The 25,278-nt window shown below is 60.7% G+C and carries 23 protein-coding genes and 2 tRNA genes; 16 read left to right on the top strand and 9 right to left on the bottom strand.

From position 1 onward, the window contains the following. Positions 1-47: 47 nt before the first annotated feature. Entirely contained in the window at positions 48-524 is a 477-nt protein-coding gene (locus tag HX814_RS20910) for an FxsA family protein (protein ID WP_003208601.1), read from the bottom strand. 66 nt (positions 525-590) lie between these two features. Beyond that, positions 591-1,322 carry a HugZ family protein gene (locus tag HX814_RS20905; protein ID WP_003208603.1) on the bottom strand — a complete coding sequence of 244 codons (732 nt, stop codon included), beginning with the start codon at positions 1,320-1,322 and terminating at the stop codon, positions 591-593. Between the two features lie 75 nt (positions 1,323-1,397). Here HX814_RS20905 and HX814_RS20900 point away from each other — a divergent pair, with 75 nt between their 5' ends. Then, a complete protein-coding gene (locus HX814_RS20900; RefSeq protein ID WP_003208604.1) occupies positions 1,398-2,156 on the top strand; it encodes an SDR family oxidoreductase in 759 nt (252 codons plus the stop codon). A 15-nt stretch (positions 2,157-2,171) separates the two neighbouring features. Here the strand turns inward: HX814_RS20900 and HX814_RS20895 are convergent, their stop codons facing one another. Further along, the gene (locus tag HX814_RS20895; protein ID WP_177009843.1) at positions 2,172-3,179 is read right to left on the bottom strand and encodes a DUF481 domain-containing protein; all 1,008 of its coding nucleotides are present in this window, start codon (positions 3,177-3,179) and stop codon (positions 2,172-2,174) included. Between the two features lie 202 nt (positions 3,180-3,381). On the opposite strand from HX814_RS20895, the gene HX814_RS20890 reads away from it, so the two are divergent. The 4 genes from HX814_RS20890 to HX814_RS20875 all read left to right on the top strand — a co-directional run bounded on the left by HX814_RS20890 (position 3,382) and on the right by HX814_RS20875 (position 8,150). Continuing rightward, the gene (locus HX814_RS20890; RefSeq protein WP_218166212.1) at positions 3,382-3,696 is read left to right on the top strand and encodes an MGMT family protein; all 315 of its coding nucleotides are present in this window, start codon (positions 3,382-3,384) and stop codon (positions 3,694-3,696) included. A 43-nt stretch (positions 3,697-3,739) separates the two neighbouring features. Then, complete coding sequence (locus HX814_RS20885) at positions 3,740-5,281, top strand: AmpG family muropeptide MFS transporter (protein WP_003208613.1); 1,542 nt, start codon at positions 3,740-3,742, stop codon at positions 5,279-5,281. A 179-nt stretch (positions 5,282-5,460) separates the two neighbouring features. Then, positions 5,461-7,176, top strand: coding sequence for a proline--tRNA ligase (locus HX814_RS20880; protein ID WP_003208614.1), 1,716 nt, complete (start codon positions 5,461-5,463; stop codon positions 7,174-7,176). A gap of 20 nt (positions 7,177-7,196) precedes the next feature. Continuing rightward, positions 7,197-8,150, top strand: coding sequence for a hypothetical protein (locus HX814_RS20875; RefSeq protein WP_003208616.1), 954 nt, complete (start codon positions 7,197-7,199; stop codon positions 8,148-8,150). 115 nt (positions 8,151-8,265) lie between these two features. Here HX814_RS20875 and dinB read toward each other — a convergent pair whose 3' ends face one another. Further along, positions 8,266-9,324 carry a DNA polymerase IV gene (dinB, locus tag HX814_RS20870; RefSeq protein ID WP_003208617.1) on the bottom strand — a complete coding sequence of 353 codons (1,059 nt, stop codon included), beginning with the start codon at positions 9,322-9,324 and terminating at the stop codon, positions 8,266-8,268. A 291-nt stretch (positions 9,325-9,615) separates the two neighbouring features. On the opposite strand from dinB, the gene HX814_RS20865 reads away from it, so the two are divergent. The 4 genes from HX814_RS20865 (at position 9,616) to HX814_RS20850 (ending at position 14,184) form a co-directional block, all read left to right on the top strand. Next, positions 9,616-9,692, top strand: a tRNA-Met gene (locus HX814_RS20865). A 206-nt stretch (positions 9,693-9,898) separates the two neighbouring features. Continuing rightward, positions 9,899-9,975, top strand: a tRNA-Met gene (locus HX814_RS20860). A gap of 280 nt (positions 9,976-10,255) precedes the next feature. Then, on the top strand, positions 10,256-12,898 hold the full coding sequence (gene mprF / locus HX814_RS20855; protein WP_008433574.1) for a bifunctional lysylphosphatidylglycerol flippase/synthetase MprF: 2,643 nt from the start codon (positions 10,256-10,258) through the stop codon (positions 12,896-12,898). Next, on the top strand, positions 12,898-14,184 hold the full coding sequence (locus HX814_RS20850) for a virulence factor family protein (protein ID WP_003208620.1): 1,287 nt from the start codon (positions 12,898-12,900) through the stop codon (positions 14,182-14,184). The genes mprF and HX814_RS20850 overlap by 1 nt, the downstream gene beginning before the upstream one ends. Before the next feature lie 54 nt (positions 14,185-14,238). On the opposite strand, the gene HX814_RS20845 is transcribed toward HX814_RS20850, so the two are convergent. Then, positions 14,239-16,140 carry a potassium transporter Kup gene (locus HX814_RS20845; RefSeq protein WP_003208622.1) on the bottom strand — a complete coding sequence of 634 codons (1,902 nt, stop codon included), beginning with the start codon at positions 16,138-16,140 and terminating at the stop codon, positions 14,239-14,241. 301 nt (positions 16,141-16,441) lie between these two features. On the opposite strand from HX814_RS20845, the gene rimO reads away from it, so the two are divergent. The 5 genes from rimO to tsaA all read left to right on the top strand — a co-directional run bounded on the left by rimO (position 16,442) and on the right by tsaA (position 20,380). After that, positions 16,442-17,782 (top strand): 30S ribosomal protein S12 methylthiotransferase RimO, encoded by a 1,341-nt coding sequence (rimO, locus tag HX814_RS20840; protein ID WP_003208624.1) that lies wholly within the window; start codon positions 16,442-16,444, stop codon positions 17,780-17,782. A 103-nt stretch (positions 17,783-17,885) separates the two neighbouring features. Further along, a complete protein-coding gene (locus HX814_RS20835; protein WP_003208626.1) occupies positions 17,886-18,359 on the top strand; it encodes a GNAT family N-acetyltransferase in 474 nt (157 codons plus the stop codon). Positions 18,360-18,430: 71 nt separating this feature from the next. Continuing rightward, complete coding sequence (locus HX814_RS20830) at positions 18,431-19,141, top strand: rRNA pseudouridine synthase (protein ID WP_003208627.1); 711 nt, start codon at positions 18,431-18,433, stop codon at positions 19,139-19,141. Positions 19,142-19,218: 77 nt separating this feature from the next. Beyond that, positions 19,219-19,680: a DUF1456 family protein gene (locus HX814_RS20825; RefSeq protein ID WP_003208629.1), complete on the top strand. Its 462-nt coding sequence runs from the start codon at positions 19,219-19,221 to the stop codon at positions 19,678-19,680. Between the two features lie 4 nt (positions 19,681-19,684). Further along, a complete protein-coding gene (gene tsaA / locus HX814_RS20820) occupies positions 19,685-20,380 on the top strand; it encodes a tRNA (N6-threonylcarbamoyladenosine(37)-N6)-methyltransferase TrmO (protein ID WP_003208631.1) in 696 nt (231 codons plus the stop codon). 118 nt (positions 20,381-20,498) lie between these two features. Here the strand turns inward: tsaA and fpr are convergent, their stop codons facing one another. Then, positions 20,499-21,278 (bottom strand): ferredoxin-NADP reductase, encoded by a 780-nt coding sequence (gene fpr / locus HX814_RS20815; RefSeq protein WP_003189055.1) that lies wholly within the window; start codon positions 21,276-21,278, stop codon positions 20,499-20,501. A 124-nt stretch (positions 21,279-21,402) separates the two neighbouring features. On the opposite strand from fpr, the gene HX814_RS20810 reads away from it, so the two are divergent. Beyond that, the gene (locus HX814_RS20810; protein WP_003208633.1) at positions 21,403-22,329 is read left to right on the top strand and encodes a LysR family transcriptional regulator; all 927 of its coding nucleotides are present in this window, start codon (positions 21,403-21,405) and stop codon (positions 22,327-22,329) included. On the opposite strand, the gene HX814_RS20805 is transcribed toward HX814_RS20810, so the two are convergent. The 3 genes from HX814_RS20805 to HX814_RS20795 all read right to left on the bottom strand — a co-directional run bounded on the left by HX814_RS20805 (position 22,326) and on the right by HX814_RS20795 (position 24,379). Then, on the bottom strand, positions 22,326-22,688 hold the full coding sequence (locus HX814_RS20805; protein ID WP_003208635.1) for a diacylglycerol kinase: 363 nt from the start codon (positions 22,686-22,688) through the stop codon (positions 22,326-22,328). The two genes, HX814_RS20810 and HX814_RS20805, sit on opposite strands and share 4 nt — an antisense overlap. A 75-nt stretch (positions 22,689-22,763) precedes the next feature. Further along, the gene (gene erdR / locus HX814_RS20800) at positions 22,764-23,414 is read right to left on the bottom strand and encodes a response regulator transcription factor ErdR (protein WP_003208636.1); all 651 of its coding nucleotides are present in this window, start codon (positions 23,412-23,414) and stop codon (positions 22,764-22,766) included. A 254-nt stretch (positions 23,415-23,668) separates the two neighbouring features. Beyond that, positions 23,669-24,379, bottom strand: coding sequence for a tRNA-uridine aminocarboxypropyltransferase (locus tag HX814_RS20795; protein ID WP_003208638.1), 711 nt, complete (start codon positions 24,377-24,379; stop codon positions 23,669-23,671). A gap of 205 nt (positions 24,380-24,584) precedes the next feature. Here HX814_RS20795 and HX814_RS20790 point away from each other — a divergent pair, with 205 nt between their 5' ends. Continuing rightward, on the top strand, positions 24,585-25,025 hold the full coding sequence (locus tag HX814_RS20790) for a PA3611 family quorum-sensing-regulated virulence factor (RefSeq protein ID WP_003208640.1): 441 nt from the start codon (positions 24,585-24,587) through the stop codon (positions 25,023-25,025). Positions 25,026-25,278 lie beyond the last annotated feature (253 nt).

The following is a 25,278-nucleotide window of genomic DNA, read 5'->3' as shown; positions in this document are numbered from 1 at the left end:
TCTTCAAAAGCCGCACGGCACCCGCGGGTGCCGTGCCAGTGAGGGGATTACTTGGGGTCGCGGTGTTCGAACTCGCCTTCGATCACGTCACCCTCACGCCCCAGGGGCTGGCGCGGGGCCGGGCCGCCACGGGGTTGCAGGTCGTCGGCAAAGGCGCGCTGGCGAATGGCAGCCTCTTCGGCACGCTGGCGCATCTTGCCCGCCAGCACTTTGCGAGTGAATGGCAGCAACATCACCAGGCCAACCACATCGCTGATAAAGCCCGGCAGGATCAGCAGGCCACCGGCCAATGCCATCATCAGGCCTTCGAGCATGGTCTGGGCCGGCAGCTCGCCGCGATTCAGGCTTTCACGGGCACGCAGCGCCGTGGCCAGGCCGGCGACGCGCAGCACCAGTACGCCGAGCATCGAGCCGAGAATGATCAGCAGCAGCGCCGGGAAAAACCCGATTGCCCCGCTGACTTGTACGAATACGAACAGCTCAAGCACCGGAAACAACAAAAAAAGCAACAAAAAAGGGCGCATCAAATGGTTCCTCAACGCAAGAATGCCTTGCTACTTCACCTTAGATGACGTCGCCGTTTCGTGAATTCAAGCTTCAGCGGCTGCTTTTTTCGGCCAGACCTCGGCGTGAGCCAGGAAAACCAAGGCTTCGCGTACTTGTGTCGGCGTGTTGCAAGGCTCGGCAAAGGGCAGCCAGTAGAGGGCCTGGCCAATGCGCAAGTGCATGCCTTCGCTGTCGATACCGGCCAGTTGCGCAGGCTCGGAGGTCGGCAGGCCGGCCAGTTCGACATAGTGGGCAATCGCCTTGGTGTGGTCGCTGTTCATGTGCTCGACCATGCTCAGCTCGGCCTTGCCGGCAAACGGATTGGCCAGGGTCAGTTGGTCGACCCAGTGGATCGCGCCGAACCCGCCGATATAACGATGGCGCACCGGCTTGAGCACCCAGAAGTCAAAATCATGGGCCTTGTGGTAGTTCGCCGAGTCCGGGAAATAGCGGTAATAACGCTCGGCGGCGGCTTCAATCGCAGCGCCGTCTTCGAGCTTTTCGGCCTCGGCGAGGTAGGTCAGGCGCCCTACCGCTTGCACGTCGTCCGCCTCACGCTCACCGACCAGCAACGAGCACTTGGGGTCTTTCTGCAGGTTGTGGGTGTGCTGGGCGATACGGCTGATCAGGATCAGCGGCCGACCCTCGGCGTCCAGGCAATACGGCACCACCGAGCCAAACGGGAAACCGGGCATGGCCTTGGACAAGGTGGCGAGTGCCCCACGGTATTCCTTGAGCAGTAGTTCTCGGGCATTCTTGGCAACGTGCGCGCTCAACTTATGACTCCTTCGATAAATTTCGTCAAAAAACAAACCTGGATAGCCGCTTAATTCTGCCCACAGGACTTGCGAATGCATCTCAACGACAAAGTAATCATTATCACCGGCGGTTGCCAGGGTTTGGGCCGCTCCATGGCCGAGTATTTTGCCGCCAAAGGCGCCAACCTGGCGCTGGTGGACCTCAATCAGGAAAAACTCGACCAGGCGGTGGCCGCCTGCCAGGCCCATGGGGTGAAGGCCCGCGCCTATCTGTGCAACGTGGCGAATGAAGAGCAGGTGACCCACACCGTGGCACAGATCGCCGAAGACTTCGGTGCGATCAACGGCTTGATCAACAACGCCGGGATCTTGCGTGATGGCTTGCTGCTCAAGGTCAAGGACGGCGAGATGACCAAGATGAGCCTGGCCCAGTGGCAGGCGGTGATCGATGTCAACCTCACCGGGGTGTTCCTGTGCACCCGTGAGGTGGCGGCGAAAATGGTGGAGCTGAAGAACCAGGGCACCATTATCAATATCTCGTCGATCTCGCGGGCCGGCAATGTCGGGCAGACCAACTACTCCGCCGCCAAGGCCGGTGTAGCGGCCGCCACTGTGACCTGGGCCAAGGAGCTGGCGCGCTACGGCATCCGCGTGGCGGGCATCGCACCGGGGTTTATCGAGACCGAGATGACCCTGGGCATGAAGCCTGAGGCCTTGGAGAAGATGACCGCCGGCATTCCCCTCAAGCGCATGGGGCGGCCTGAGGAGATTGCCCATTCAGCGGCGTATATCTTCGAGAACGACTACTACACCGGGCGGATTCTGGAAATGGACGGCGGGTTACGCCTTTAATTACCAGGCGGCTCGTTACCAGGCGACGCCGAACCCTGCGGTGTAGCGGGTCTTGCTCAACGCGCTTTCCGAGTCGCCACTAATAATGTCGCGCTCGGCCTTGAGGTTGAGGGAGGCCCACTCGGTGACTTTGTAGCGCAAGCCCATTTCCGCATCCAGGGAGTACTCGGACGGCCCGGCCAGCGGTTTGCCCACTTCGCCATTGGTGAAGAATTCAACGGTCTTGCCCACCAGGTAGCGGTTGTAGTTCCACTTCATGGCCAGCGAATAGAAGTTGTCCTTGCCGCCGTCCTGGTATTCATAGTCGGTGCGGTTGACCAGCGAACCGAGGGAGAACGCGCCCAGTTCGTCATCCCAGAATTGGTAGCCCGGGCCGGTACCCACGGTGCGCTGGCGGGACAGGTCCTCGACCTTGTCGCGCTTGTAGGTCAAGCGGCCCTGCCAGAACCAGTGTTCGGTAATAAACCGGTCCAGGTCGTACTCCAGCGCCCAGTTGTCGGTGGTGGTCACGTCGTCCTGGAATTCGCGGTTGTATTCGCCCTCGGCGGTATGGCGCCACTGGCCATGGCGGGCAGTGGTTTTGAAGTCGATGTCGTAGTCGTTGGTGTCGTTTTCCGCGCGCTTGTAGTCCAGCGCCATATCGACATTGCCCTTCCATACCAGGTCCTCGATCACCGGCTTGGGCTTGATGATCTGCTGGATGCTCGCCAGGTCGACAGTCTTGGGCGCCTCCCCGTTGGCCAGGATGACCTTGCCATCGTCGGCCGGCTGCAGGGACTTGGCCTTCTCACCGCTGTAGGCATCCTGCTTGACCAGCAATTCCTGATCGCTCTCCAGGGTCTTGACCTGCTTCCAGTCCACCGGGATCGCGCCGGCATAGTCGGTCTGGATCAGCAGCTTGCCACCGTCGAAAACCTTGATCTTGCCGGTCAGGCGGTCACCGTTCTTCAACCAGACGGTGTCGGCGAGCAACGGGGTGGAGGCGCTGAAGACAGCGAGGCACAGCAGGGTTCTGGACAACATAAGCGGATATGGGGCTCGAGTTTGACGAAAAAACGGGCATTATCGGGGTGGATAACTTCTTAGCAAGGACTGACTCGGGTATTCGTATCGAGTTCCGCTCTCAGCCCCCCATTTTGCAGAAATTTCTTACAAATAGACGGATATTTTCATCGGATATGCCACCGTGAACGAACTGACCGACGCTCCGCAAAGCCCCGCTGAAATGCGCCGCACCGTGCTGTACCTGACCCTCGCCCAAGTGCCCGAAGGCTGCGTGATCAGCTACGGGGAGCTGGCACACCTCGCCGGTTTGGGTCGCGCCGCACGTTGGGTGGGTCGCACCCTGAGCCAACTGCCCGAGGACACCAAACTGCCCTGGCATCGCGTGCTGGGTGCCGGTGGTCGGATAAGTCTGCCGGTGGGCAGTGCCTCGGGTGACGAGCAACGTGCGCGTTTGCGCGGCGAAGGCGTCAGCATCCTGAACAATCGTGTTGATATTCAGCGTCATGGCTGGCGCCCGGTAGAGCACAGCGGTTAGAGTGCGCGCTTTATTTGCGTAATTCTGAGGCAGACTCCAGCCCATGCCCCGTAAAACCTGGCGCGCCGCGCTCGCCGCCTATGCCAGCCCCTCGACGTTAGTGCTGTTGCTGCTCGGCTTTGCTGCCGGCTTGCCTTACATGTTGGTGTTCTCGACGCTCTCGGTATGGTTGCGCGAGGCCGGCGTGGCCCGCGAAACCATCGGTTATGCGAGCCTGATCGGCCTGGCCTATGCCTTCAAGTGGGTCTGGTCGCCCCTGCTCGACCAATGGCGCCTGCCACTGCTCGGCAAGCTCGGACGTCGTCGCTCCTGGCTGGTACTGTCCCAGACGCTGGTGATCCTCGGATTGATCGGCATGGGTTTCTGTGATCCGCAAAAGCATCTGTCCTGGCTGATCGCCATCGCCGTGATCGTGGCCTTCGCTTCCGCCACGCAAGACATCGCCGTAGACGCCTACCGCCTGGAAATCGCCAGCGACAGCCAGCAGGCCGCGCTTGCCGCCAGCTATATGTCCGGTTATCGCGTGGCCGCGCTGCTTGCCACCGCAGGTGCGCTGTTTTTTGCCGAAGGCTTCGGTTCCACCGGGTTCAACTACAAGCACTCGGCATGGGCCGGTACGTACGTGCTGTTTGGTGCACTAATGGTGCCTGCGCTGCTGACCACGCTGTTCATGCGCGAACCCAATGTGCCGCTGCGTACCCAATTGCAGGCCGGGCGCTACAGCTTTGCTCACCAGCTGGTCTCGGTGTTCGTGTTGATCGTGCTGCTGGTCTCGGTGCCGGCGATGTTCACCCAGTTGTACAACACTGATTTCGCCAGCGTGCTGTTCCATGGGGTCAGCCTGCTGGACCTGCTGCTGGAAGATCGCGCGTTCCTGCGGGCCATCCTCTACATCATCCTGACCACGCTGTGCCTGTCGACCATGGGCCGCCGGGGCCTGGCGCCGGTGCTCACGCCGGTCAACGACTTTATCCTGCGCTACCGCTGGCAGGCCTTCCTGCTGTTGGGGCTGATTGCCACCTACCGCATGTCGGACACGGTAATGGGCGTAATGGCCAACGTGTTCTATATCGACCAGGGCTTTACCAAGGACCAGATCGCCGGTGTCAGCAAAGTCTTCGGCCTGATCATGACCTTGCTGGGCGCCGGCATGGGTGGCCTGTTGATCGTGCGCTTCGGGATTCTGCCGATCCTGTTCATCGGCGGCATTGCATCGGCCGGCACCAACCTGCTGTTCGTGATGCTCGCCGACATGGGCCCGGACCTGCAGATGCTGATTTTCACCATCTCCCTGGACAACTTCAGTTCCGGCATGGCGACCTCGGCGTTTGTCGCGTACCTGTCGAGCCTGACCAACCTGAAGTTCTCCGCCACCCAATACGCCCTGCTCAGCTCGATCATGCTGCTGCTGCCGCGCTTGATCGGCGGGTATTCGGGGGTGATGGTCGAGAAGTTCGGTTACCACAACTTCTTCATGATCACCTGCCTGCTGGGTGTGCCGACGCTGGTCCTGATCGCCTTGCACTGGTTTCAGGAAAGCCGGCGGATTCGCTTGAATCCTCCCGAGGAAAACAAATCACTGTAGGAGCTGGCTTGCCTGCGATTGCATCACCGCGGTGTAACTGACACACCGTGTTGCCTGCATCGCAGGCATGCCAGCTCCTACAGAAGCCCTGCTCCAGCAACCAGATGCCTGTACGTCGGCAGCAAGCGCCCGTACAATCCCAAGTCATTTCAAGTCCAAGCAACCGACAACGGCCTACCATGCGCACCAGTCAATATTTGCTCGCCACACAGAAAGAAACGCCTTCCGACGCGGTCGTGATCAGCCATCAGCTGATGCTGCGCGCCGGCATGATCCGCAAACTGGCCTCGGGCCTGTACACCTGGCTGCCCATGGGCTTGAAGGTGATGCGCAAGGTCGAAGCCATCGTTCGTGAAGAAATGAACGCTGCCGGCTCTCTGGAAGTGTTGATGCCGAGCACCCAACCGGCTGAGCTGTGGCAGGAATCCGGGCGCTGGGAAGAGTACGGCCCTGAATTGCTGCGCTTCAAGGATCGTCATGGTCGGGACTTCTGCGCCGGCCCGACCCACGAAGAAGTGATCACCGACCTGATGCGCAACGAGTTGAGCAGCTACAAGCAGCTGCCCCTCAACCTGTATCAGATCCAGACCAAGTTCCGTGACGAAATCCGCCCACGCTTCGGTTTGATGCGCGGCCGCGAATTCATCATGAAGGACGCCTATTCGTTCCACGCTGACCAGGCGTCCCTGCAGGTCACCTACGACCGCATGCACACCGCCTACTGCAATGTGTTCACGCGCCTGGGCCTGAAATTCCGCCCGGTTGAAGCGGACAACGGCTCCATCGGCGGTGCCGGCTCCCACGAGTTCCACGTGCTGGCCGAGTCCGGTGAAGACGACATCGTGTTCAGCAACGGTTCCGACTACGCGGCAAACATCGAGAAAGCCGAAGCCGTGCCACGGGAAACTTCCCGCCCTGCGCCAAGCGAAGAGCTGCGCCTGGTGGACACACCCGAGACCAAGACCATCGCGGCCCTGGTGGAGAAATTCAATCTGCCGATTGAAAAGACCATCAAGACCCTGATCGTGCGCGCCGAGGAAGAAGGCAAGCTGATCGCCCTGGTAATCCGTGGCGACCACGAGCTCAACGAAATCAAGGCCGCCCAGCAGCCAGGCGTTGCCAGCCCGCTGGTCATGGCCACCGACTCAGAACTGCGTGATGCCATTGGCGCCGGCGCTGGCTCCCTCGGCCCGCTGAACCTGCCATTGCCGATCATCATCGACCGTTCGGTCGAGCTGATGAGCGACTTCGGCATCGGTGCCAACATCGATGACAAGCACTACTTTGGCGTGAACTGGGAACGTGACCTGCCGGTTCCGACCGTGGCCGACCTGCGCAACGTGGTGGCCGGCGACCCAAGCCCGGACGGCAAGGGCACCCTGGAAATCAAGCGCGGCATCGAAGTCGGGCACATCTTCCAGCTGGGCAACAAGTACAGCAAGGCGATGAAGTGCGAAGTGCTGGGCGAGAACGGCAAGCCGATCACCCTGGAAATGGGCTGCTACGGCATTGGCGTATCCCGCGTGGTTGCGGCTGCCATCGAGCAGAACAACGACGAGAAAGGCATCATCTGGAGCGACGCCCTGGCGCCATTCCAGGTTGCCCTGGTACCGCTGCGCTACGAAACCGAGCAAGTACGCGAAGCCACCGACAAACTGTATGCCGAACTCACGGCTGCCGGTTTTGAAGTGCTGCTGGATGATCGGGACAAGAAAACCAGCCCAGGCATCAAGTTCGCCGACATGGAACTGATTGGCATCCCGCACCGGATCGTGGTCAGTGACCGCGGCCTGGCCGATGGCAATCTGGAATACAAGAGCCGGACCGAAGCCGAGGCCCAACCGTTGCCGGTGGCTGACGTGCTGTCTTTCCTTCAGGCGCGTATTCGTCGCTGAAAACCAGATCAAGAGTCGTCATGTTCAAGCGAAACACCATAGCCCTGGGGGGCGCCACGTTATGTGGCGCCCTGCTGGTCAGCGGCTGCGCCAACCAAATGTCGCAACGCAGCGAGCACGAGGAACGCATCGAGCGCAAATTGCTCGATCACAGCCTGCAGATCGACGTGGGCGAGCCGAAGGTGCTGGAGCTGCCGCAACGCCGGGTGCGCATTCACGAGCAAAAGACCTTTGAGGTCACCGAGTTCGAAGTTACCCGTCGCTACGACCGCTACACGCCCTACCAGCCCTGGCGCAAACTCTATGAGATGCCCCTGGGCGCGGTCGCGCTCGTGGCGGGCGTCGGCGCCAACGTGGCGAATGTGTTTGCCCTGGGCAACCTGCCTGCCAGCATGACCCGGGATTGGCTCAGCTATGGCGTGGACGGGCTCAACCCGTTCATGAACGTGCAATCCAACGGCCGTGCGCAACAGAACCTGGCGGGTATCGATGAAGTCCAGCGCGACAAGCGCGTGGAGTATTCGAGCCTGCCCTGGAGCGAGCGCCCGGTACAGGTGACTGCCGGCAAGCAAACCCATGAGCTGACCACCGACCGCGATGGCGTGCTGCGCCTGAACCTGTTGGACAGCCCGTTTGCCGAGCAGGACCTGAACCGCATCAGCACCCTGAAGATCAGTGTTGAAGATGCCCAGGATGACGTGCACTCGGACTCATCCCTGGCCATCAGCGGCACCCTGCGGGGCAAATTGCTCGAAGCTCACGGTTTGATCTATGACGACCTGGAAGACGACGAGGTCAACGAGTGGGTGCACCGGGTCAAGCGCCTGTCGGAGCTGGGCCTGGAAGAAGAAGCCAGCGAGCTGGAACAGAGCCTGATCGAACTGACCCGCAATGATCCGGAGTTGCAGCAGGAATTCCTGCAGGCCTTGACCAAGGATGCCGGACGCCTGGTGGCGGATCCCGGAGCACGCTGAAGCCTTTAAATGTGGGAGCGGGCTTGCTCGCGAATGCGGCGTGTCAGCCAGCACATGCGTCAACTGACACACCGCATTCGCGAGCAAGCCCGCTCCCACATTTGGCTTTCGGTTTCTACCAGGGAAATTGGAGCTGCTCGTTGCCGTTGCTCAAATCCAGCAAACGCACCCCTATTCCCAGCAATCGCACCGGCTTGTCGCCGCGATTGAACGCCTGGGTCAGCAACTGCCGGTAACTCTCCAGGTCCCGCCCTGCCCCCGCCTGCTCCAGGGTCGTCTGGGTAAAGTCGTGAAACTTCACTTTGACGAACGGCTTGCCCGCCCGATAACTGCTGTCGATGCGCGCCATGCGCCCGGCCAGGGTGTCCATCAGCTCCGGCAGTTTTTCCAGGCAACTGGGCAAGTCCGGCAGGTCGACATCGTAGGTATTTTCCACGCTGATGGATTGCCGGCGACTGTCGTTCTGCACCACACGGTCATCAATCCCACGCGCCAGACTCCAAAGCCGCTCGCCAAAACTGCCGAACTCTCGCACCAGCGCCAACTTGTTCCACTCCCGCAGTTGCAGGCAGTCCTCGATCCCCAGCCGCGCCAGCTTGTCGGCCGTCACCTTGCCCACGCCGTGGAGCTTTTTCACCGGCAGCGCCGAGACAAAGTCTTCCACCTGGTCGGGGGTGATCACAAACAGTCCGTTGGGCTTTTTCCAGTCGCTGGCGATTTTGGCGAGAAACTTGTTCGGCGCCACGCCCGCGGAAACGGTGATGTGCAACTGGTTGGAGACCCGCCGGCGAATGTCCTGGGCAATGCGCGTGGCACTGCCGCCGAAATGCGGGCTGTCGGAGACGTCCAGGTAGGCTTCGTCCAGGGACAACGGTTCGATCAGGTCGGTGTAGTCGCGAAAGATCGTCTGGATTTCCTTTGATGCTTCTTTATAAGCATCCATGCGCGGCTTGACGATGGTCAGGTCCGGGCACAGCTTCAGGGCATGGCGGGACGACATGGCCGAACGCACACCATAGGCCCGTGCTTCATAGTTGCAGGTGGCGATCACCCCGCGACGGTCTGCCGAGCCACCGACAGCCAGGGGCTTTTGCGCCAGGGTCGGGTCGTCGCGCATCTCGATGGCGGCGTAGAAGCAATCACAGTCGACGTGGATGATTTTGCGCTGCGTCATATATAAGGCAGTGGTTCTGGGCAGAAAACGGACAGGCCGGCAGTATCTCACTCACACCTGTATATAGCACCAGTAGTTTGAATCTTCCGCTTAAGCGGTAGGAAAATTCACAGGTGAATTCATTTTCTCAATCGAAACACACCCCCCAATAGAGCTGAAAGCCTCGGCCAGACTGGCCCCGCGGCCTATCAAGGGGCCACCTTGGAGAGCTAACCGATTGAACCACAAGCGCTTTTCTTTGAATCAGCGGTTGACACACTCGCGTTCCTCTGTAGAATGCCGACACACAGACGCGGGATGGAGCAGTCTGGTAGCTCGTCGGGCTCATAACCCGAAGGTCGTCGGTTCAAATCCGGCTCCCGCAACCAAACATCAAAAAAGGCTACTCGAAAGAGTGGCCTTTTTTGTGCCTGTCTGTTTTAGCCCTCGCGTCGATTGTCTGACAAAAAACCTTTCCCAATCGCGCACTTACCGCACCCGCGTGACAATCCGACGCTAAATTGCACTTATTTGACCCATCGTTCGATTAACGGTTGACACCCCGCCGTTGCTCTGTAGAATGCCGCCACACAGACGCGGGATGGAGCAGTCTGGTAGCTCGTCGGGCTCATAACCCGAAGGTCGTCGGTTCAAATCCGGCTCCCGCAACCAAACATCAAAAAAGGCTGCTCGAAAGAGTGGCCTTTTTTGTATCTGACGAAAAAGTCCTTTTGAAACAATGGCATGGCATCTTTCATGAAACCGTACACGGTTTGTAGAGTCCATCTCATTGCAAGCTATGCTAAGTCTTCAAGCACTGTCCTTCTACGACCAATGGGCGCTGTCGCCGCACTTCGCGATACGCGTTAATATTTGTAATTATTTTGTCCATAGGGATTGGTAACTTGGCTGGATACCTCCATCCTGTCGCGCACAATCCACGAGGTGATTGATGCGCGCCAACTCGTCTGAACCACAAGACTCTGTCACAGCGACACAACCGATCACTCCCACCCGTTTGCGCTGGCTGGATCTGTTGAGCAAATACCGCCAACCCATCGGGCTGGCCGTCACCTTGTTGCTGTTCGCAATCGCCCTTATCGCCTGTCGCCACCTGTTGCTTGAACTGGATCTGTACGCGCTCCACGATTCAATCCTTGAAGTACCCAAGCCTGCACTGCTGGGTGCGTTCGGTGCTGCTGTCGCCGGCTTTATCATTTTGTTGGGCTATGAATTTTCCGGTGCCCGTTATGCCGGCGTGAAGCTGCCTGCCAAGACTCTGGCCTACGGCGGCTTTACCGCATTCGCCATCGGTAACGCGATTGGTCTGTCGATGCTCTCGGGCGGCTCGGTACGCTACCGTTTATATGCACGGTATGGCATCGGCGCTTCGGAAGTGGCACGCATGACCGTGTTTGCCAGCCTGGCCCTGGGTTGCGCCCTGCCGCCGCTCGCTGCGCTGGCCACCCTGAGCAACCTGCCTGCCGCGTCCAATGCCCTGCATCTACCCGCCAGCCTGCTCGGCGGTATCGCCGGCGCTGTGTTGCTGTTAACAGCCGCACTGTGCATCGGCATCTACCGCCGCCGCCTGCCGGAACAACCGTATCCGGACAACCTGCTGGTCAGGGCCGGGCGTCGCACCTTGCGCCTGCCGGGCCGTCGCCTGACCTTCCTGCAACTGATCATCACTGCCCTCGACGTGGCTGCGGCCGCTACCGTGCTGTATATGCTGCTGCCGGAAGCTCCGCCCTTTGGCCCGTTCCTGCTGGTGTACCTGCTGGCCCTGGCCGCCGGTGTGCTCAGCCATGTACCCGGTGGCGTCGGGGTGTTCGAAGCAATCCTGCTGGCAGCCTTCGCCGACAAGCTCGGTGCCGCGCCACTGGCGGCCGCACTGCTGCTGTACCGGATGATCTATGTGGTGCTGCCGCTGTTGATCGCTTGTGTGTTCCTGCTGGTCAATGAAGCCCAGCGCCTGTTCCATACGCAACAAAGCCTGCGCGCGGCCTCGGGCCTCGCTGCGCCGATCCTGGCCGTACTGGTTTTTTTGTCAGGCGTGGTCCTGCTGTTTTCCGGCGCAACCCCGGAAATCGACTCACGCCTGGAAAACATCGGCTTCCTGATTCCTCATCGCCTGATTGACGCGTCGCACTTTGGTGCCAGCCTGATCGGCGTGCTCTGCCTTCTGTTGGCCCAGGGCCTGCGTCGACGGTTGTCCGCGGCGTGGATGCTGACCATGGTGCTGCTGCTGACCGGCGCCCTGCTCTCCCTGCTCAAGGGTTTCGACTGGGAAGAAGCCAGCCTGATGACCATGACGGCGGTGCTGCTGGCGATCTTCCGGCGCTCGTTCTATCGCGCCAGCCGCCTGACCGAACTGCCGTTCTCGCCGCTGTACCTGGTGGCCAGCGTGTGCGTACTCGGTGCGTCGATCTGGCTGCTGTTGTTCGCCTACCAGGACGTGCCCTATAGCCATCAGTTGTGGTGGCAGTTCACCCTCGACGCCAACGCCCCGCGGGGCCTGCGTTCGCTGCTGGGCGCGGCCGTGGTGCTGGTGGTGGTGTCGCTGACCTGGCTGCTGCGTACCGCGCGCCCGATCATCCACCTGCCGACACCGGATGAGCTGGAGCGCGCCACCAAGATCCTGATGAACTCCGCACAACCCGACGGCGGCCTGGCGCTGACCGGCGACAAGGCCCTGCTGTTTCACCCCAACGACGAAGCGTTCCTGATGTACGCTCGTCGCGGTCGCAGCCTGGTGGCCTTGTACGATCCGATTGGCCCGACCCTGCAACGGGCCGAGATGATCTGGCAGTTCCGCGACCTGTGTGACATTCACCACGCCCGCCCGGTGTTCTACCAGGTGCGCGCGGAGAACCTGCCGTACTACATGGACATCGGCCTCACCGCGATCAAACTGGGTGAAGAAGCCCGGGTCGACCTCAAACGCTTTGACCTGGAAGCCAAGGGCAAAGAGATGAAGGACCTGCGTTACACCTGGAACCGCGGGACCCGTGATGGCTTGTCCCTGGAGATCCACGAACCCGGCCAGGCCCCGATGGAGGAGTTGAAAGTCATCTCCGACGCATGGCTGACCGGTAAGAACGTGCGGGAAAAAGGCTTTTCCCTTGGACGATTCAGCGACGACTACCTCAAGCACTTTCGTATTGCGATCATTCGCTTCGAAGGGCGCCCGGTAGCGTTTGCGAACCTGCTTGAGACCTACAGCCACGACCTGGCCAGTCTCGACCTGATGCGTGCGCACCCGGACGCGCCGAAACTGACCATGGAATTCATGATGGTCGGCCTGATTCAACATTATAAGAACCATGGCTACGCCCGCTTCAGCCTCGGCATGGTGCCGTTGTCGGGCCTGCAACCACGACGTGGCGCCCCGCTGACCCAACGCCTGGGCTCGATGGTGTTCCGCCGTGGCGAGCAACTGTATAACTTCCAAGGCTTGCGCCGCTTCAAAGACAAGTTCCAGCCTGACTGGGAACCCCGTTATATGGCCGTGCCCGCAGGACTTGATCCGCTGGTGGCACTGGCCGACACCGCCGCCCTGATTGCGGGCGGCTTGACTGGATTGGTGAAACGCTGATGATTCGACGCTCCTGGCGGTATGTATTGGCATTTTTGGTGGTACTGGCACTGATCCTCGGTGGCGGCTACTGGTACTGGAACCGCCCTGCACCGCAACCGACTCTGGAACAACTGCCCCAGGCCGATGGCACGGTCCTGACCCGCGTCACCCCGGGTACCGCGCCCAAGGCCCGCGTGGCCGTGGCCGTGCTGGCCGACGAAACCTTGACCGACAGCCAACTGATCGCCCTGAGCCAGGGCGGCGCAGCGCAGATCGTCCAGGTAATCCTGCCCAAGGATGACTGCAAGCTGCAGGAACAAGCCCTGCAAACCGCCCTGGGCCAGCTTGCCGGCCCAGCGACCCTGGTCAGCGGCATCGGCCCTGGCGCAGCCCTGGCCTGGCGCTGGCTGGCCGCGCAGAACGACGACAAGGCCAATGCCATCTCCGTCGGCTTCGCGCTGGCGCAGCCAGGCTGCAACGACCCGCTGCCGAAGACTTCGGCCCACGGTAGCTGGCTGGTGGCCTGGAACGATAACCCTGACGACGATGCTGCCAGCTTCGTACGCGATACACCGCGTGCTACCACCAGCATCAGCGACTACGACGTTCACTACCCGCAAGTGCTGAACAACGAGCTGCGCAAGCAACTGGTGGGCTCGGACAACGGCGGCCTGGCAATTCCGGTGGTCGAAGTGCCGGCTGGCCAGGCCAAGGACACCGTCACCCTGTTCCTCTCCGGTGACGGCGGTTGGCGTGACCTGGACCGCGACGTGGCCGGTGAAATGGCCAAGATCGGCTACCCGGTGGTGGGCATCGACACCCTGCGCTACTACTGGCAGCACAAGACCCCGGAACAAAGCGCCAAGGACCTCGCCGAGCTGATGCAGCACTACCGGCAGAAATGGGGCACCAAGCGCTTCGTGCTGACCGGCTACTCGTTCGGCGCCGATGTGCTGCCGGCCATCTACAACCGCCTGCCGGAAAACGAGCAGCAGCGTGTAGACGCGATCATCCTGCTGGCCTTCGCCCGCACCGGCAGCTTCGAGATCGAAGTGGAAGGCTGGCTGGGCAACGCCGGCAAGGAAGCTGCGACCGGCCCGGAAATGGCCAAGCTGCCGGCCGACAAGGTGGTGTGCATCTACGGTGCCGAAGAAGTCGACGAGAGTGGCTGCACCGACAAGACCGCTGTCGGCGAAGCCGTGAAGCTGCCTGGCGGCCATCACTTCGACGAGAACTATCCGGCGCTGGCCAAGCGTCTGGTAGACATCATCGAGAAGCGCCAGGGCAAGACCCCGGCCGAATAAGCGCCCACAAAAAAGCCCCCGCTGCCGCAAGGCACCGGGGGCTTTTTGTTGGGCTTACATTTCTACTTGAGTGCCGAGCTCGATCACCCGGTTAACCGGCAACTTGAAGAAGCGCAGGTTGCCGTTGGCGTTCTTCAGCATGAACGCGAACAACCCTTCGCGCCAACGCGCCATGCCCTTGATGCGGGACGCGATCACGGTTTCGCGGCTGAGGAAGTAGGTGGTGCGCATCGGACTGAAATCCAGGTCATCCAGATGGCACAGCTTCAGCGCTTCGGGCACGTCCGGTTCATCGACGAAACCAAAGTGCAGGATCACCCGGAAGAAGCCCTCGCCATAGGAATCGACCTCGAAACGACGCTGGGCCGGTACACGCGGGATGTCTTCGTAGACCACCGTCAACAGCACCACCTGCTCATGCAGCACCTGGTTATGCAGCAAGTTATGCAGCAAGGCGTGGGGCACGGCATCCGGGCGTGCGGTCAGGAACACCGCCGTGCCTTGCACGCGATGCGGCGGCTGCACACGGATACTGCTGATAAAGATCGGCAGCGGCAGCCCACCTTCGTCCAGCCGGTCCACCAGCAGCTCCTTGCCGCGCTTCCAGGTGGTCATGAGGATAAACAACACAATCCCCGCCAATACCGGAAACGCACCACCCTGCACGATCTTCGGCACGTTGGCGGCAAAGAACAGCCCATCCACCAACAGGAAACCGATCAACACCGGGATAGCCAGTACCGGCGGCCATTTCCACAGCAACAGCATCACCGCCGACACCAGAATGCTGGTGATCAACATGGTGCCCGTCACCGCCACACCGTAGGCCGAAGCCAGGGCGTTGGAGGACTCGAAGCCCAGCACCAGCAGGATCACGCCCACCATCAGTGACCAGTTCACCGCGCCGATGTAGATCTGGCCTTGCTCGGCGCTGGAAGTGTGCTGGATATGCATGCGCGGGATGTAACCGAGCTGGATCGCCTGACGGGTCAGGGAGAACGCCCCGGAGATCACCGCCTGGGAAGCAATCACGGTGGCCAAAGTGGACAACGCCACCAGCGGGACCAGAGCCCACTCCGGTGCCAGCAGGTAGAACGGGTTGCGGGCTGCCTCTGGATTTTCCAGCAGCAGCGCGCCCTGGCCAAAGTAGTTGAGCACCAACGCCGGCAGCACCAGGGCGAACCAGGCACGGGCAATCGGCTTGCGTCCGAAATGGCCCATGTCGGCGTACAGCGCTTCGGCGCCGGTCAATGCCAGTACCACCGCACCGAGAATCGCCACGCCCATGCCAGGGTGAACGATGAAGAAGCGCACGCCCCACACAGGGTTGAGGGCGTTGAGCACCTCAGGGTGCTGGATGATTCCATGGATACCCAGGCCGGCCAACACCAGGAACCACAGCACCATCACCGGGCCGAACAGCTTGCCGATGCGGTCCGTGCCATGTTTCTGGATCAGGAACAGCCCCACCAGCACCACCAGCGAAAGCGGCACCACCCAGCGCTCAAGGCCATCAAACGCCAGTTCCAGGCCTTCGACCGCCGACAATACCGAGATCGCCGGGGTGATCATGCTGTCGCCGTAAAACAGCGCCGCACCGATCAGGCCGAGAATCACCAGCACCGAACGCAACTTGGGGTAAGGTGCCGCCGCCCGCCGGGCCAAAGCCGTCAGGGCCATGATGCCGCCCTCGCCCTGGTTATCCGCGCGCAGGATAAACAGCACGTACTTGATCGAAACGACCCAGACCAGCGACCAGAAAATCAGCGCCAGGATCCCGAAGACCCCGTCGTGATTGACCTGAACCCCATAACCGCCAGCAAACACCTCTTTAAGGGTGTAGAGCGGGCTGGTGCCGATATCGCCGTAAACCACCCCCACTGCCGCCACCAGCATGCCGATCGGCTTTGCGTTGGACTGCTCGGCACCTGCTGCCTGACTACTTGCCTGACCCATCAACCACTCCTGCCCTTTGACCTGCGGTCTTTTATAAACAGCGCGCCTGCTGCGGGCGCCTATGCTGTCCACAGCATGCGCTGTTTTACTTCTCGTTACAGACGATTTATTGACCGAGGAAATTCACTCAGGTGCAACGGCGCGAAGCATAGCGCAGCACTCGTCGTATTTCCCTGCATAAAGCTGGTCAAGAGCGATTCCCGCCGCTAGAATTGCGCACTTTTTGATCAGAGGCACACCAAGTGCCCATCCGCCACCTTTCGTGCACGACGGGCGGCGTCATTCAATACCGAGGTTAGACATGTCCACCACCATCGCAAAAGCCAACCCCAAGGTCGGCTTTGTATCCCTGGGTTGCCCAAAGGCTCTGGTCGACTCCGAACGCATCCTTACGCAACTGCGCATGGAAGGCTATGACGTCGTGTCCACCTACCAGGACGCGGACGTGGTGGTGGTCAACACTTGCGGCTTCATCGACTCGGCCAAGGCCGAGTCCCTGGAAGTGATCGGCGAAGCCATCAAGGAAAACGGCAAGGTGATCGTCACCGGCTGCATGGGCGTGGAAGAAGGCGCCATCCGCAACGTGCACCCAAGCGTGCTGGCCGTGACCGGCCCGCAGCAGTACGAGCAAGTGGTCAACGCCGTGCACGACGTAGTGCCGCCGCGCCAGGACCACAACCCGCTGATCGACCTGGTGCCGCCGCAGGGCATCAAGCTGACGCCGCGCCACTACGCCTACCTGAAGATTTCCGAAGGCTGCAACCACAGCTGCAGCTTCTGCATCATCCCGTCGATGCGCGGCAAACTGGTGAGCCGCCCGGTAGGCGACGTACTGGACGAGGCCCAGCGCCTGGTCAAATCCGGCGTGAAAGAGCTGCTGGTGATCTCCCAGGACACCAGCGCCTACGGCGTCGACGTCAAATACCGCACTGGCTTCTGGAACGGCGCGCCGGTGAAAACCCGCATGACCGAACTCTGCGAAGCCCTGAGCAGCCTCGGCGTATGGGTGCGCCTGCACTACGTTTACCCGTACCCGCACGTTGACGAGCTGATCCCGCTGATGGCCGCCGGCAAGATCCTGCCGTACCTGGACATCCCGTTCCAGCACGCCAGCCCGAAAATCCTCAAGGCCATGAAACGCCCGGCCTTCGAAGACAAGACCCTGGCGCGCATCAAGAACTGGCGCGAGATCTGCCCGGACCTGATCATCCGCTCCACCTTCATCGTCGGCTTCCCCGGCGAAACCGAAGAAGACTTCCAGTACCTGCTGGACTGGCTGACCGAGGCCCAGCTGGACCGCGTCGGCTGCTTCCAGTACTCGCCGGTGGAAGGTGCTCCGGCCAACCTGCTGGACGCTGCCATCGTGCCGGACGACGTCAAGCAGGACCGTTGGGAGCGCTTCATGGCGCACCAGCAGGCCATCAGCTCGGCGCGCCTGCAACTGCGCATCGGCCGTGAGATCGAAGTACTGATCGACGAAGTCGACGAGCAAGGCGCTGTAGGCCGCTGCTTCTTCGATGCACCGGAAATCGACGGTAACGTGTTCATCGACGATGCCAGCGGCCTGAAGCCGGGCGACAAGGTCTGGTGCACCGTGACCGACGCCGACGAGTACGACCTGTGGGCTGAAAAACGCGCATAAGGTGTAAAGAATTGAAAAAGCCCTGCCTCTGGACAAGATGCGGGGCTTTTTTAGGTCTATCGTTTTGCCCATCGGCGCCAATCATCGGCAAGGGGCAGCGGGCATGCGTCAGCATTCGGTTATCCATACACCCAAATCCAGCGACTATCAGGAACTGACCCGCATCTGGGAGGCTTCGGTGCGGGCCACCCATGATTTCCTGCCGGACAGTTACATCGAGTTGCTGAAAAACCTGGTGCTGACCCGCTACCTCGACGCGGTGATGCTGATCTGCACCAAGGACTCGCGCCAGCGCATCACCGGGTTTGCCGGGGTGGCCGCGGGCAAGGTCGAGATGCTGTTTATCGACCCCGAGCACCGTGGCCAGGGCCTGGGCCGGCAATTGCTGCGCTATGCCATCGAGTCGATGAATGCCGATCAACTGGACGTCAACGAACAGAACCCGCAGGCCCTGGGCTTTTACTTCAAGCAGGGCTTTGAGGTGATCGGACGCACGGACCATGACGGCATGGGCCAGCCTTATCCGTTGCTGCACATGCGTTTGCGCCAGGCCCAGCCACAGGCGCGTCGCGGCTAAATGAAATGGAGCCGGGATTAACCGGCGCCACACAGGTACAATAGCCGCCCCCTTTTGTTTCGGCCCTTGTCATGACTGAACCCCTACGCCTCTCCAAACGCCTCATCGAACTGGTCGGTTGCTCCCGTCGGGAGGCTGAGCTGTTCATCGAAGGCGGCTGGGTCACGGTGGACGGTGAAGTGATCGACGAGCCGCAGTTCAAGGTCACCACCCAGAAGGTCGAGCTTGACCCTGAGGCCAAGGCCACAGCGCCGGAGCCGGTGACCATCCTGTTCCACGCCCCCGCCGGCGTGGATGCCGAGACAGCCATGGCGTCGATCAACGCCGAGACCCTGTCGGAAGAACACCGCTTCAGCAAGCGCCCGCTCAAGGGCCACTTCCTGCGCCTGACCGCCAGCAGTGACCTGCAAGCCAAGGCCAGCGGCCTGCTGGTGTTCACCCAGGACTGGAAGATTTTGCGCAAGCTGACCGCTGACGCGAACAAGATCGAACAGGAATACGTGGTGGAGGTGTCCGGCGACATGGTCGCCCACGGCCTGAACCGCCTCAACCATGGCCTGACCTACAAAGGTAAGGAATTGCCGGCGGTGAAAGCCAGCTGGCAGAACGAGAACCGCCTGCGCTTTGCGCTGAAAAACCCGCAACCGGGTGTGATTGCCTTGTTCTGCGAAGCCGTCGGCCTGAAAGTCGTCGCCATTCGACGCATCCGCATTGGCGGAGTCTCCATCGGCAAAGTGCCGGTAGGCCAATGGCGCTATCTGTCCGGCAAAGAAAAGTTCTAAGACTTTTTTCGCCGCCGAATCTCTCGATACCGCCTGCCTGGGCGGTGTCCACAGTTGAATGACCAGGATTGCCCACCATGATTCACAACGACGTACTGCGCAGCGTGCGCTACATGCTCGACATCAGCGACAACAAGATGGTCGAGATCATCAAGCTCGGCGGCATGGAAGTCACCAAGGACGACCTGCTGACCTATCTCAAGAAAGACGAGGAAGAAGGCTTCGTGTTCTGCCCGGACGAAGTCATGGCGCATTTCCTCGATGGCCTGGTGATCTTCAAGCGCGGCAAGGACGAGAGCCGTCCACCGCAGCCGATCGAACTGCCGGTGACCAACAACATCGTCCTGAAGAAACTGCGCGTGGCCTTCGAACTGAAGGAAGACGACATGCACGCAATCCTCAAGGCCTCCGAGTTCCCGGTGTCCAAGCCTGAGCTGAGCGCACTGTTCCGCAAGTTCGGCCACACCAACTACCGCACCTGTGGTGACCAGCTGTTGCGCAACTTCCTCAAGGGCCTGACCCTGCGCGTTCGCGCCTAAACCCGTGAACTACAGCGTCTCGCCCATCGGCTTTGTCCGCTCCTGCTTCAAGGAGAAGTTCGCCATCCCGCGCCAGCCACAACTGGCGCCTGCCGCCAGGGGCGTGCTGGAGTTGGTGGCGCCATTCGACCAGGGTGAGGCGGTGCAGGGTTTGGAACAGGTCAGCCATGTGTGGCTGCTGTTCCTGTTCCACCAGGCGCTGGAAGACAAGCCCCGCCTGAAAGTGCGCCCGCCTCGCCTGGGTGGCAACACGTCCATGGGCGTGTTCGCCACCCGCGCGACGCACCGGCCCAACGGCATCGGCCAGTCAGTGGTCAAGCTGGACAAGGTGGAAGATGGGCGCCTGTGGATATCCGGGATCGACCTGCTGGATGGCACACCGATTCTCGACATCAAGCCGTACGTGCCGTACGCAGACATAGTTGACACTGCGACCAACAGCATCGCCAGCGCTGCGCCACAGCTGATTCCCGTGCAGTGGCTGAAGACTGCGCTGCAACAGGCAGAAGGCCACGCTCAGCGCCTTGGCGAGCCATTGGTGGCGTTGATCGAGCAGTGCCTGGCGCAGGATCCACGGCCGGCGTACCAGACGCCTGGGCCGGAGCGGGAATACGGGGCGCAGTTCTGGGATGTTGATGTGCGCTGGCACTATCCCGAAGCCGGGATGATTTGTGTGCTGGAAGTCGTGTCGGCCGGGTAAACCGGAAACAAATGTGGGAGCGGGCTTGCTCGCGAAAGCGGTGGATCAGTCAATACATCTGGTGACTGTTACACCGCTTTCGCGAGCAAGCCCGCTCCCACATTTTTTTTCGTCGCGCTTATTTCTCGACGAACGCACGCTCGATCAGGTAGTCGCCCGGCTCACGCATACGCGGGGAAACCTTCAAACCGAAGCTGTTGAGCACTTCGCTGGTTTCATCCAGCATGCTTGGGCTGCCGCACAGCATGGCGCGGTCGTCTTCAGGATTGATCGGCGGCAGCCCGATATCGCTGAACAGCTTGCCGCTGCGCATCAGGTCGGTCAGGCGGCCCTCGTTTTCGAACGGCTCGCGGGTCACGGTCGGGTAGTAGATCAACTTGTCACGCAGGGCCTCGCCGAAGAACTCGTTCTGCGGCAGGTGCTCGGTGATGAATTCGCGGTAGGCGACTTCGTTGACGTAACGCACGCCGTGGCACAGGATCACTTTTTCGAAACGCTCGTAGGTTTCCGGGTCCTGGATCACGCTCATGAACGGCGCCAGGCCAGTGCCGGTGCTGAGCAGGTACAGGTGTTTGCCCGGCTTCAAATCGTCAAGCACCAGGGTGCCCGTCGGTTTTTTGCTGATGATGATCTCGTCGCCTTCCTTCAAGTGCTGCAATTGGGAAGTCAGCGGGCCATCAGGCACCTTGATGCTGAAGAACTCCAGATGCTCTTCCCAGTTCGGGCTGGCAATCGAGTAAGCGCGCATGAGCGGGCGGCCGTTGGGCTGTTGCAGGCCGATCATCACGAACTGACCGTTCTCGAAGCGCAGGCCCGGATCGCGGGTGCACTTGAAGCTGAACAGAGTGTCGTTCCAGTGATGAACACTGAGGACACGCTCGTGGTTCATGTTGCTCATGTACGGGGGACTCCTGGAAATGGGTCTGCGCCAAATGATGGATGCGCAATTGCACAGCATTCTAATGGCGGCGACAATATCTGTTAACTGGATTATTAAGATAAGGGTTATCGGTTATATCGATATGCGATTTACTCTACGTCAACTGCAAGTCTTCGTCGCCGTCGCCCAGCAGGAAAGCGTCTCGCGCGCTGCTGGCCTTCTGGCCTTATCTCAATCCGCCGCCAGCACGTCGATTACCGAGCTGGAGCGTCAATCCAGCTGCCAGTTGTTCGACCGCGCGGGCAAACGCCTGAGCCTCAACGCCCTCGGTCACCAGCTATTGCCCCAGGCGGTGGCACTGCTGGACCAGGCCAAGGAGATCGAGGACCTGCTCAACGGCAAGTCGGGCTTCGGCTCCCTGGCGGTCGGGGCCACGCTGACCATCGGCAACTACCTGGCCACGCTGCTGATCGGCAGCTTCATGCAGCAGCATCCCGAGAGTCAGGTGAAGCTGCATGTGCAGAACACTGCGCATATCGTGCATCAGGTGGCGCACTACGAAATTGATCTGGGTCTAATCGAAGGCGACTGCAGCCACCCGGACATCGAGGTGCAAACCTGGGTGGAAGATGAACTGGTGGTGTTCTGCGCACCCCAGCATCACTTGGCCAAGCGCGGCCAGGCGACCATGGAAGAGCTGACCCATGAAGCCTGGATCCTGCGGGAACAAGGCTCTGGAACACGCCTGACCTTTGACCAGGCCATGCGGCATCACCGCAGCGCGCTGAATATCCGCCTGGAGCTGGAACACACCGAGGCAATCAAACGCGCGGTGGAATCAGGCTTGGGGATTGGCTGCATTTCCCGGCTGGCGCTGCGCGACGCCTTCCGGCGTGGCAGCCTGGTACCGGTGGAAACCCCGGACCTGGACCTGGCCCGGCAGTTCTACTTCATCTGGCACAAGCAGAAGTACCAGACCTCGGCGATGCGCGAATTCCTCGAGCTGTGCCGGTCGTTCACCGCCGGGGTGCAGCGCAGCGACGAGATCGTACTGCCGACCATTGCCTAGATCAGGATCACGGCCCACACCAGGGTAATCATGGTCAGCGCTACGAACTGCGCGGCGCTGCCCATGTCCTTGGCATTTTTCGACAAGGGGTGCAGGTCCAGGGAAATCCGGTCGATCGCCGCTTCGACGGCGGAGTTGAGCAACTCGACGATCAGTGCCAGCAGGCACACCGCAATCAGCAGCGCCCGCTCTACCCGGCTGACGTTAAGGAAGAAACTCAGCGGGATCAGGATGACATTGAGCAACACCAGCTGACGAAACGCCGCCTCGCCGGTGAAAGCCGCACGCAGGCCATCCAGGGAATATCCGCCTGCGTTGAAAATACGTTTGATACCGGTTTGACCCTTGAAAGGCGACATAGAGTAGGCAACTGAGCAAAAAGGTGTGGGGAAACTAGAGCAAGCAAAGTCAAAAAAACGTGAATGAACAGCGTCTTAATGCTGCGAAATTGACTCAAGTTGTTGCAAGAGCAGCGCCGCCTGGGTTCGCGTACGTACGCCGAGCTTGCGGAAGATCGCCGTGACGTGAGCCTTGATGGTCGCTTCCGACACGCTCAACTCGTAGGCAATCTGTTTGTTCAACAGGCCTTCGCAGACCATGGTCAATACGCGGAACTGCTGGGGCGTGAGGCTGGCCAGGCCATCACGCGCGGCCTTGGCTTCGTCGGAGACGTTGATCTCTTCAAAGGCCTGCGGCGGCCAGGAGACATCGCCATCCAGCACCGTGCGCACGGCTTTCTGGATGTCTTCCATGGAGCTGGACTTGGGAATGAAACCACTGGCACCGAACTCCTTGGAGCGCACCACCACCGACGCCTCTTCCTGGGCCGATACCATCACCACCGGTATCTGCGGGTATTGCCCACGCAGCAGCACCAGCCCGGAAAAACCGTAGGCACCCGGCATGTTCAGGTCCAGCAGGACCAGGTCCCAGTCGGACTTTTCGGTAAGGCGGGTTTCCAGCTCGGCAATGCTGGCGACCTCGACGAGGCGTACATCCGGCCCCAGGCCCAACGTGACCGCCTGGTGCAGCGCACTGCGAAACAGCGGGTGGTCATCGGCAATCAGGATTTCGTATGTGGCCATTTATTAAATGATCCTGTTTTTTAGGGCGGCACTGATGGGTTCAGTGCTCGCCAACGCGCAAGGTGGCTGCCAGGCCAGCAGTCACCAAAGGGCGCGCTCAACGTCAAAAAGCGACGTATCCAATCTGTGACAGCGCCCCAATCGGCGCCAAGCATGCCCAGCGTAGCCTGGGTGGTCAAGCGCTACGCCCGTGGCTATTTTAGCGGGCTGCGCGTTTGCGCGGCCATCATGCAAAGGTCGGCTGGCCATGACACCTATAGATAAGGTGCAAGGCGAGTATGGACGACATCGGCCGGGTCCAGCGCCAGTTGAAACTTGGCGGCCAGGTAGTGGGTGCTGAATACGTCCAGGTAGGCATCCAGGACTTCACTGGCTGCGGCATCTTCAGCCAGCTCCAGGCACAGCGCGGCGACTTCGGCGGTGCAGAAGTGGTCATCACGCTTGGAGCGACGCAGCTTGTAGCGCGACAGTTGCTCGGGCGCCAGGCTCAGCACCGGCAAGTGCTCCAGGTACGGGCTCTTGCGGAACATCTTGCGCGCCTCGCTCCAGGTGCCGTCCAGCAAAATGAACAGCGGGCGCTTGCCCTCCTCCAGCCTGACCTGATGGACCACCCGCTCCGGGGCCACGAATTCGCCGGGAAAGACGATGTATGGCTGCCATTGCGGGTCGGCCAGCAAGGTCAGCAACTCCGGCTCAACCTCAGTGCGCGACCAGGGGAACGCGGTCGTGTCGTTGATCACATCGGCAATCAGCCAGCCGGTGTTGCTGGGTTTCATCGGCTCTACGTCGTGCATCAGCAGGCACATGCCGGATCTGGCCTGGACCTTGGGCCGCCAGGCGCACAGGCAGTACTCGGGAATCACCCGGCAGCCGGGGCAGCGTTCGGCCCGCGAGCCTCGCGCTACAAACGGTTTTACGGCACGGGCCAGGCGCTGCGTGCGCAAACGGGAGACGGCATGGCTCATCGGGTGCGCCGCAGGGAAGTGGAAATCGACACGGATAGAACTCGGAAGGCAAAAGTTACCGCAGTTTACCAGAGCCGCCCCCGGCCACCTGCACTTCCCGGCAATAGGCTGGCCCTAGGGGCAAGCGGTCACCTATAATCCCGCGCCACTGAACGCACAGCGCAGTGGCTGGTCTATGCACCAGTAACCGAATCAGGAGAGTTTCATGCTGCGTCTTATGCCACGCCTTGTAGTTCCGTCCGTCGCCCTCGCGCTGGTGTTGCCTCTGGGTGCCCAAGCCGCCTCGTTGCTGGAGGCTCAACTGAACAGGAAGCTGCAAAGCGTCGCAGAGGAAACCAACAAAGAACTGCCACGGGAAATTGACGAAAAGACCCTGGAAGTTGCCTACACCGTTGAAGGCTTGCAGCTGATTGACCATTTGAGCGTACTGCCCGACCGCGCCGAGCAAATGCGCGCCAACCCCAAGGCTGTGTACTTCCAGCTCGGCCAAAGTGTGTGCCTGAACAAGGGTTACCGCGAGCTGATGGCCAAGGGCGCGATCATGCGCTATGAAATCACCGAGAACAAAACCAACCGCCCGGTAGCCTCGGTGAAGTTCCAGGAAGCAGATTGCCCGGCACCGGCTGCCGCGAAGAAGAAAAAGTAAGCGATAACTCCTGTCGCGCGCCGCTGACCAGCGGCGCGCAATATCCCCCTCTGCACTCTCCGCCATTGCCCGCCCGCGGCAGCGTCTAAACTCCCTCAGAAGTGATCAATAAGCGGTTGCCAGCCAAGACTTTATAGGCTCATGATCAATTCATCCTGAACGCCTGGAACATCGGGTTTTCACACCGTCCTGTAACATTTTCAGGGCAAAAGAGGGTTGCCCTCCTGAGCATGCAATGCAAAGGTTTTTAATC

Origin of the sequence: Pseudomonas sp. C8002, from assembly GCF_013385765.1 — a bacterium.
Lineage (GTDB): Bacteria > Pseudomonadota > Gammaproteobacteria > Pseudomonadales > Pseudomonadaceae > Aquipseudomonas.
This window is presented reverse-complemented; position numbering and strand designations above follow the sequence as displayed.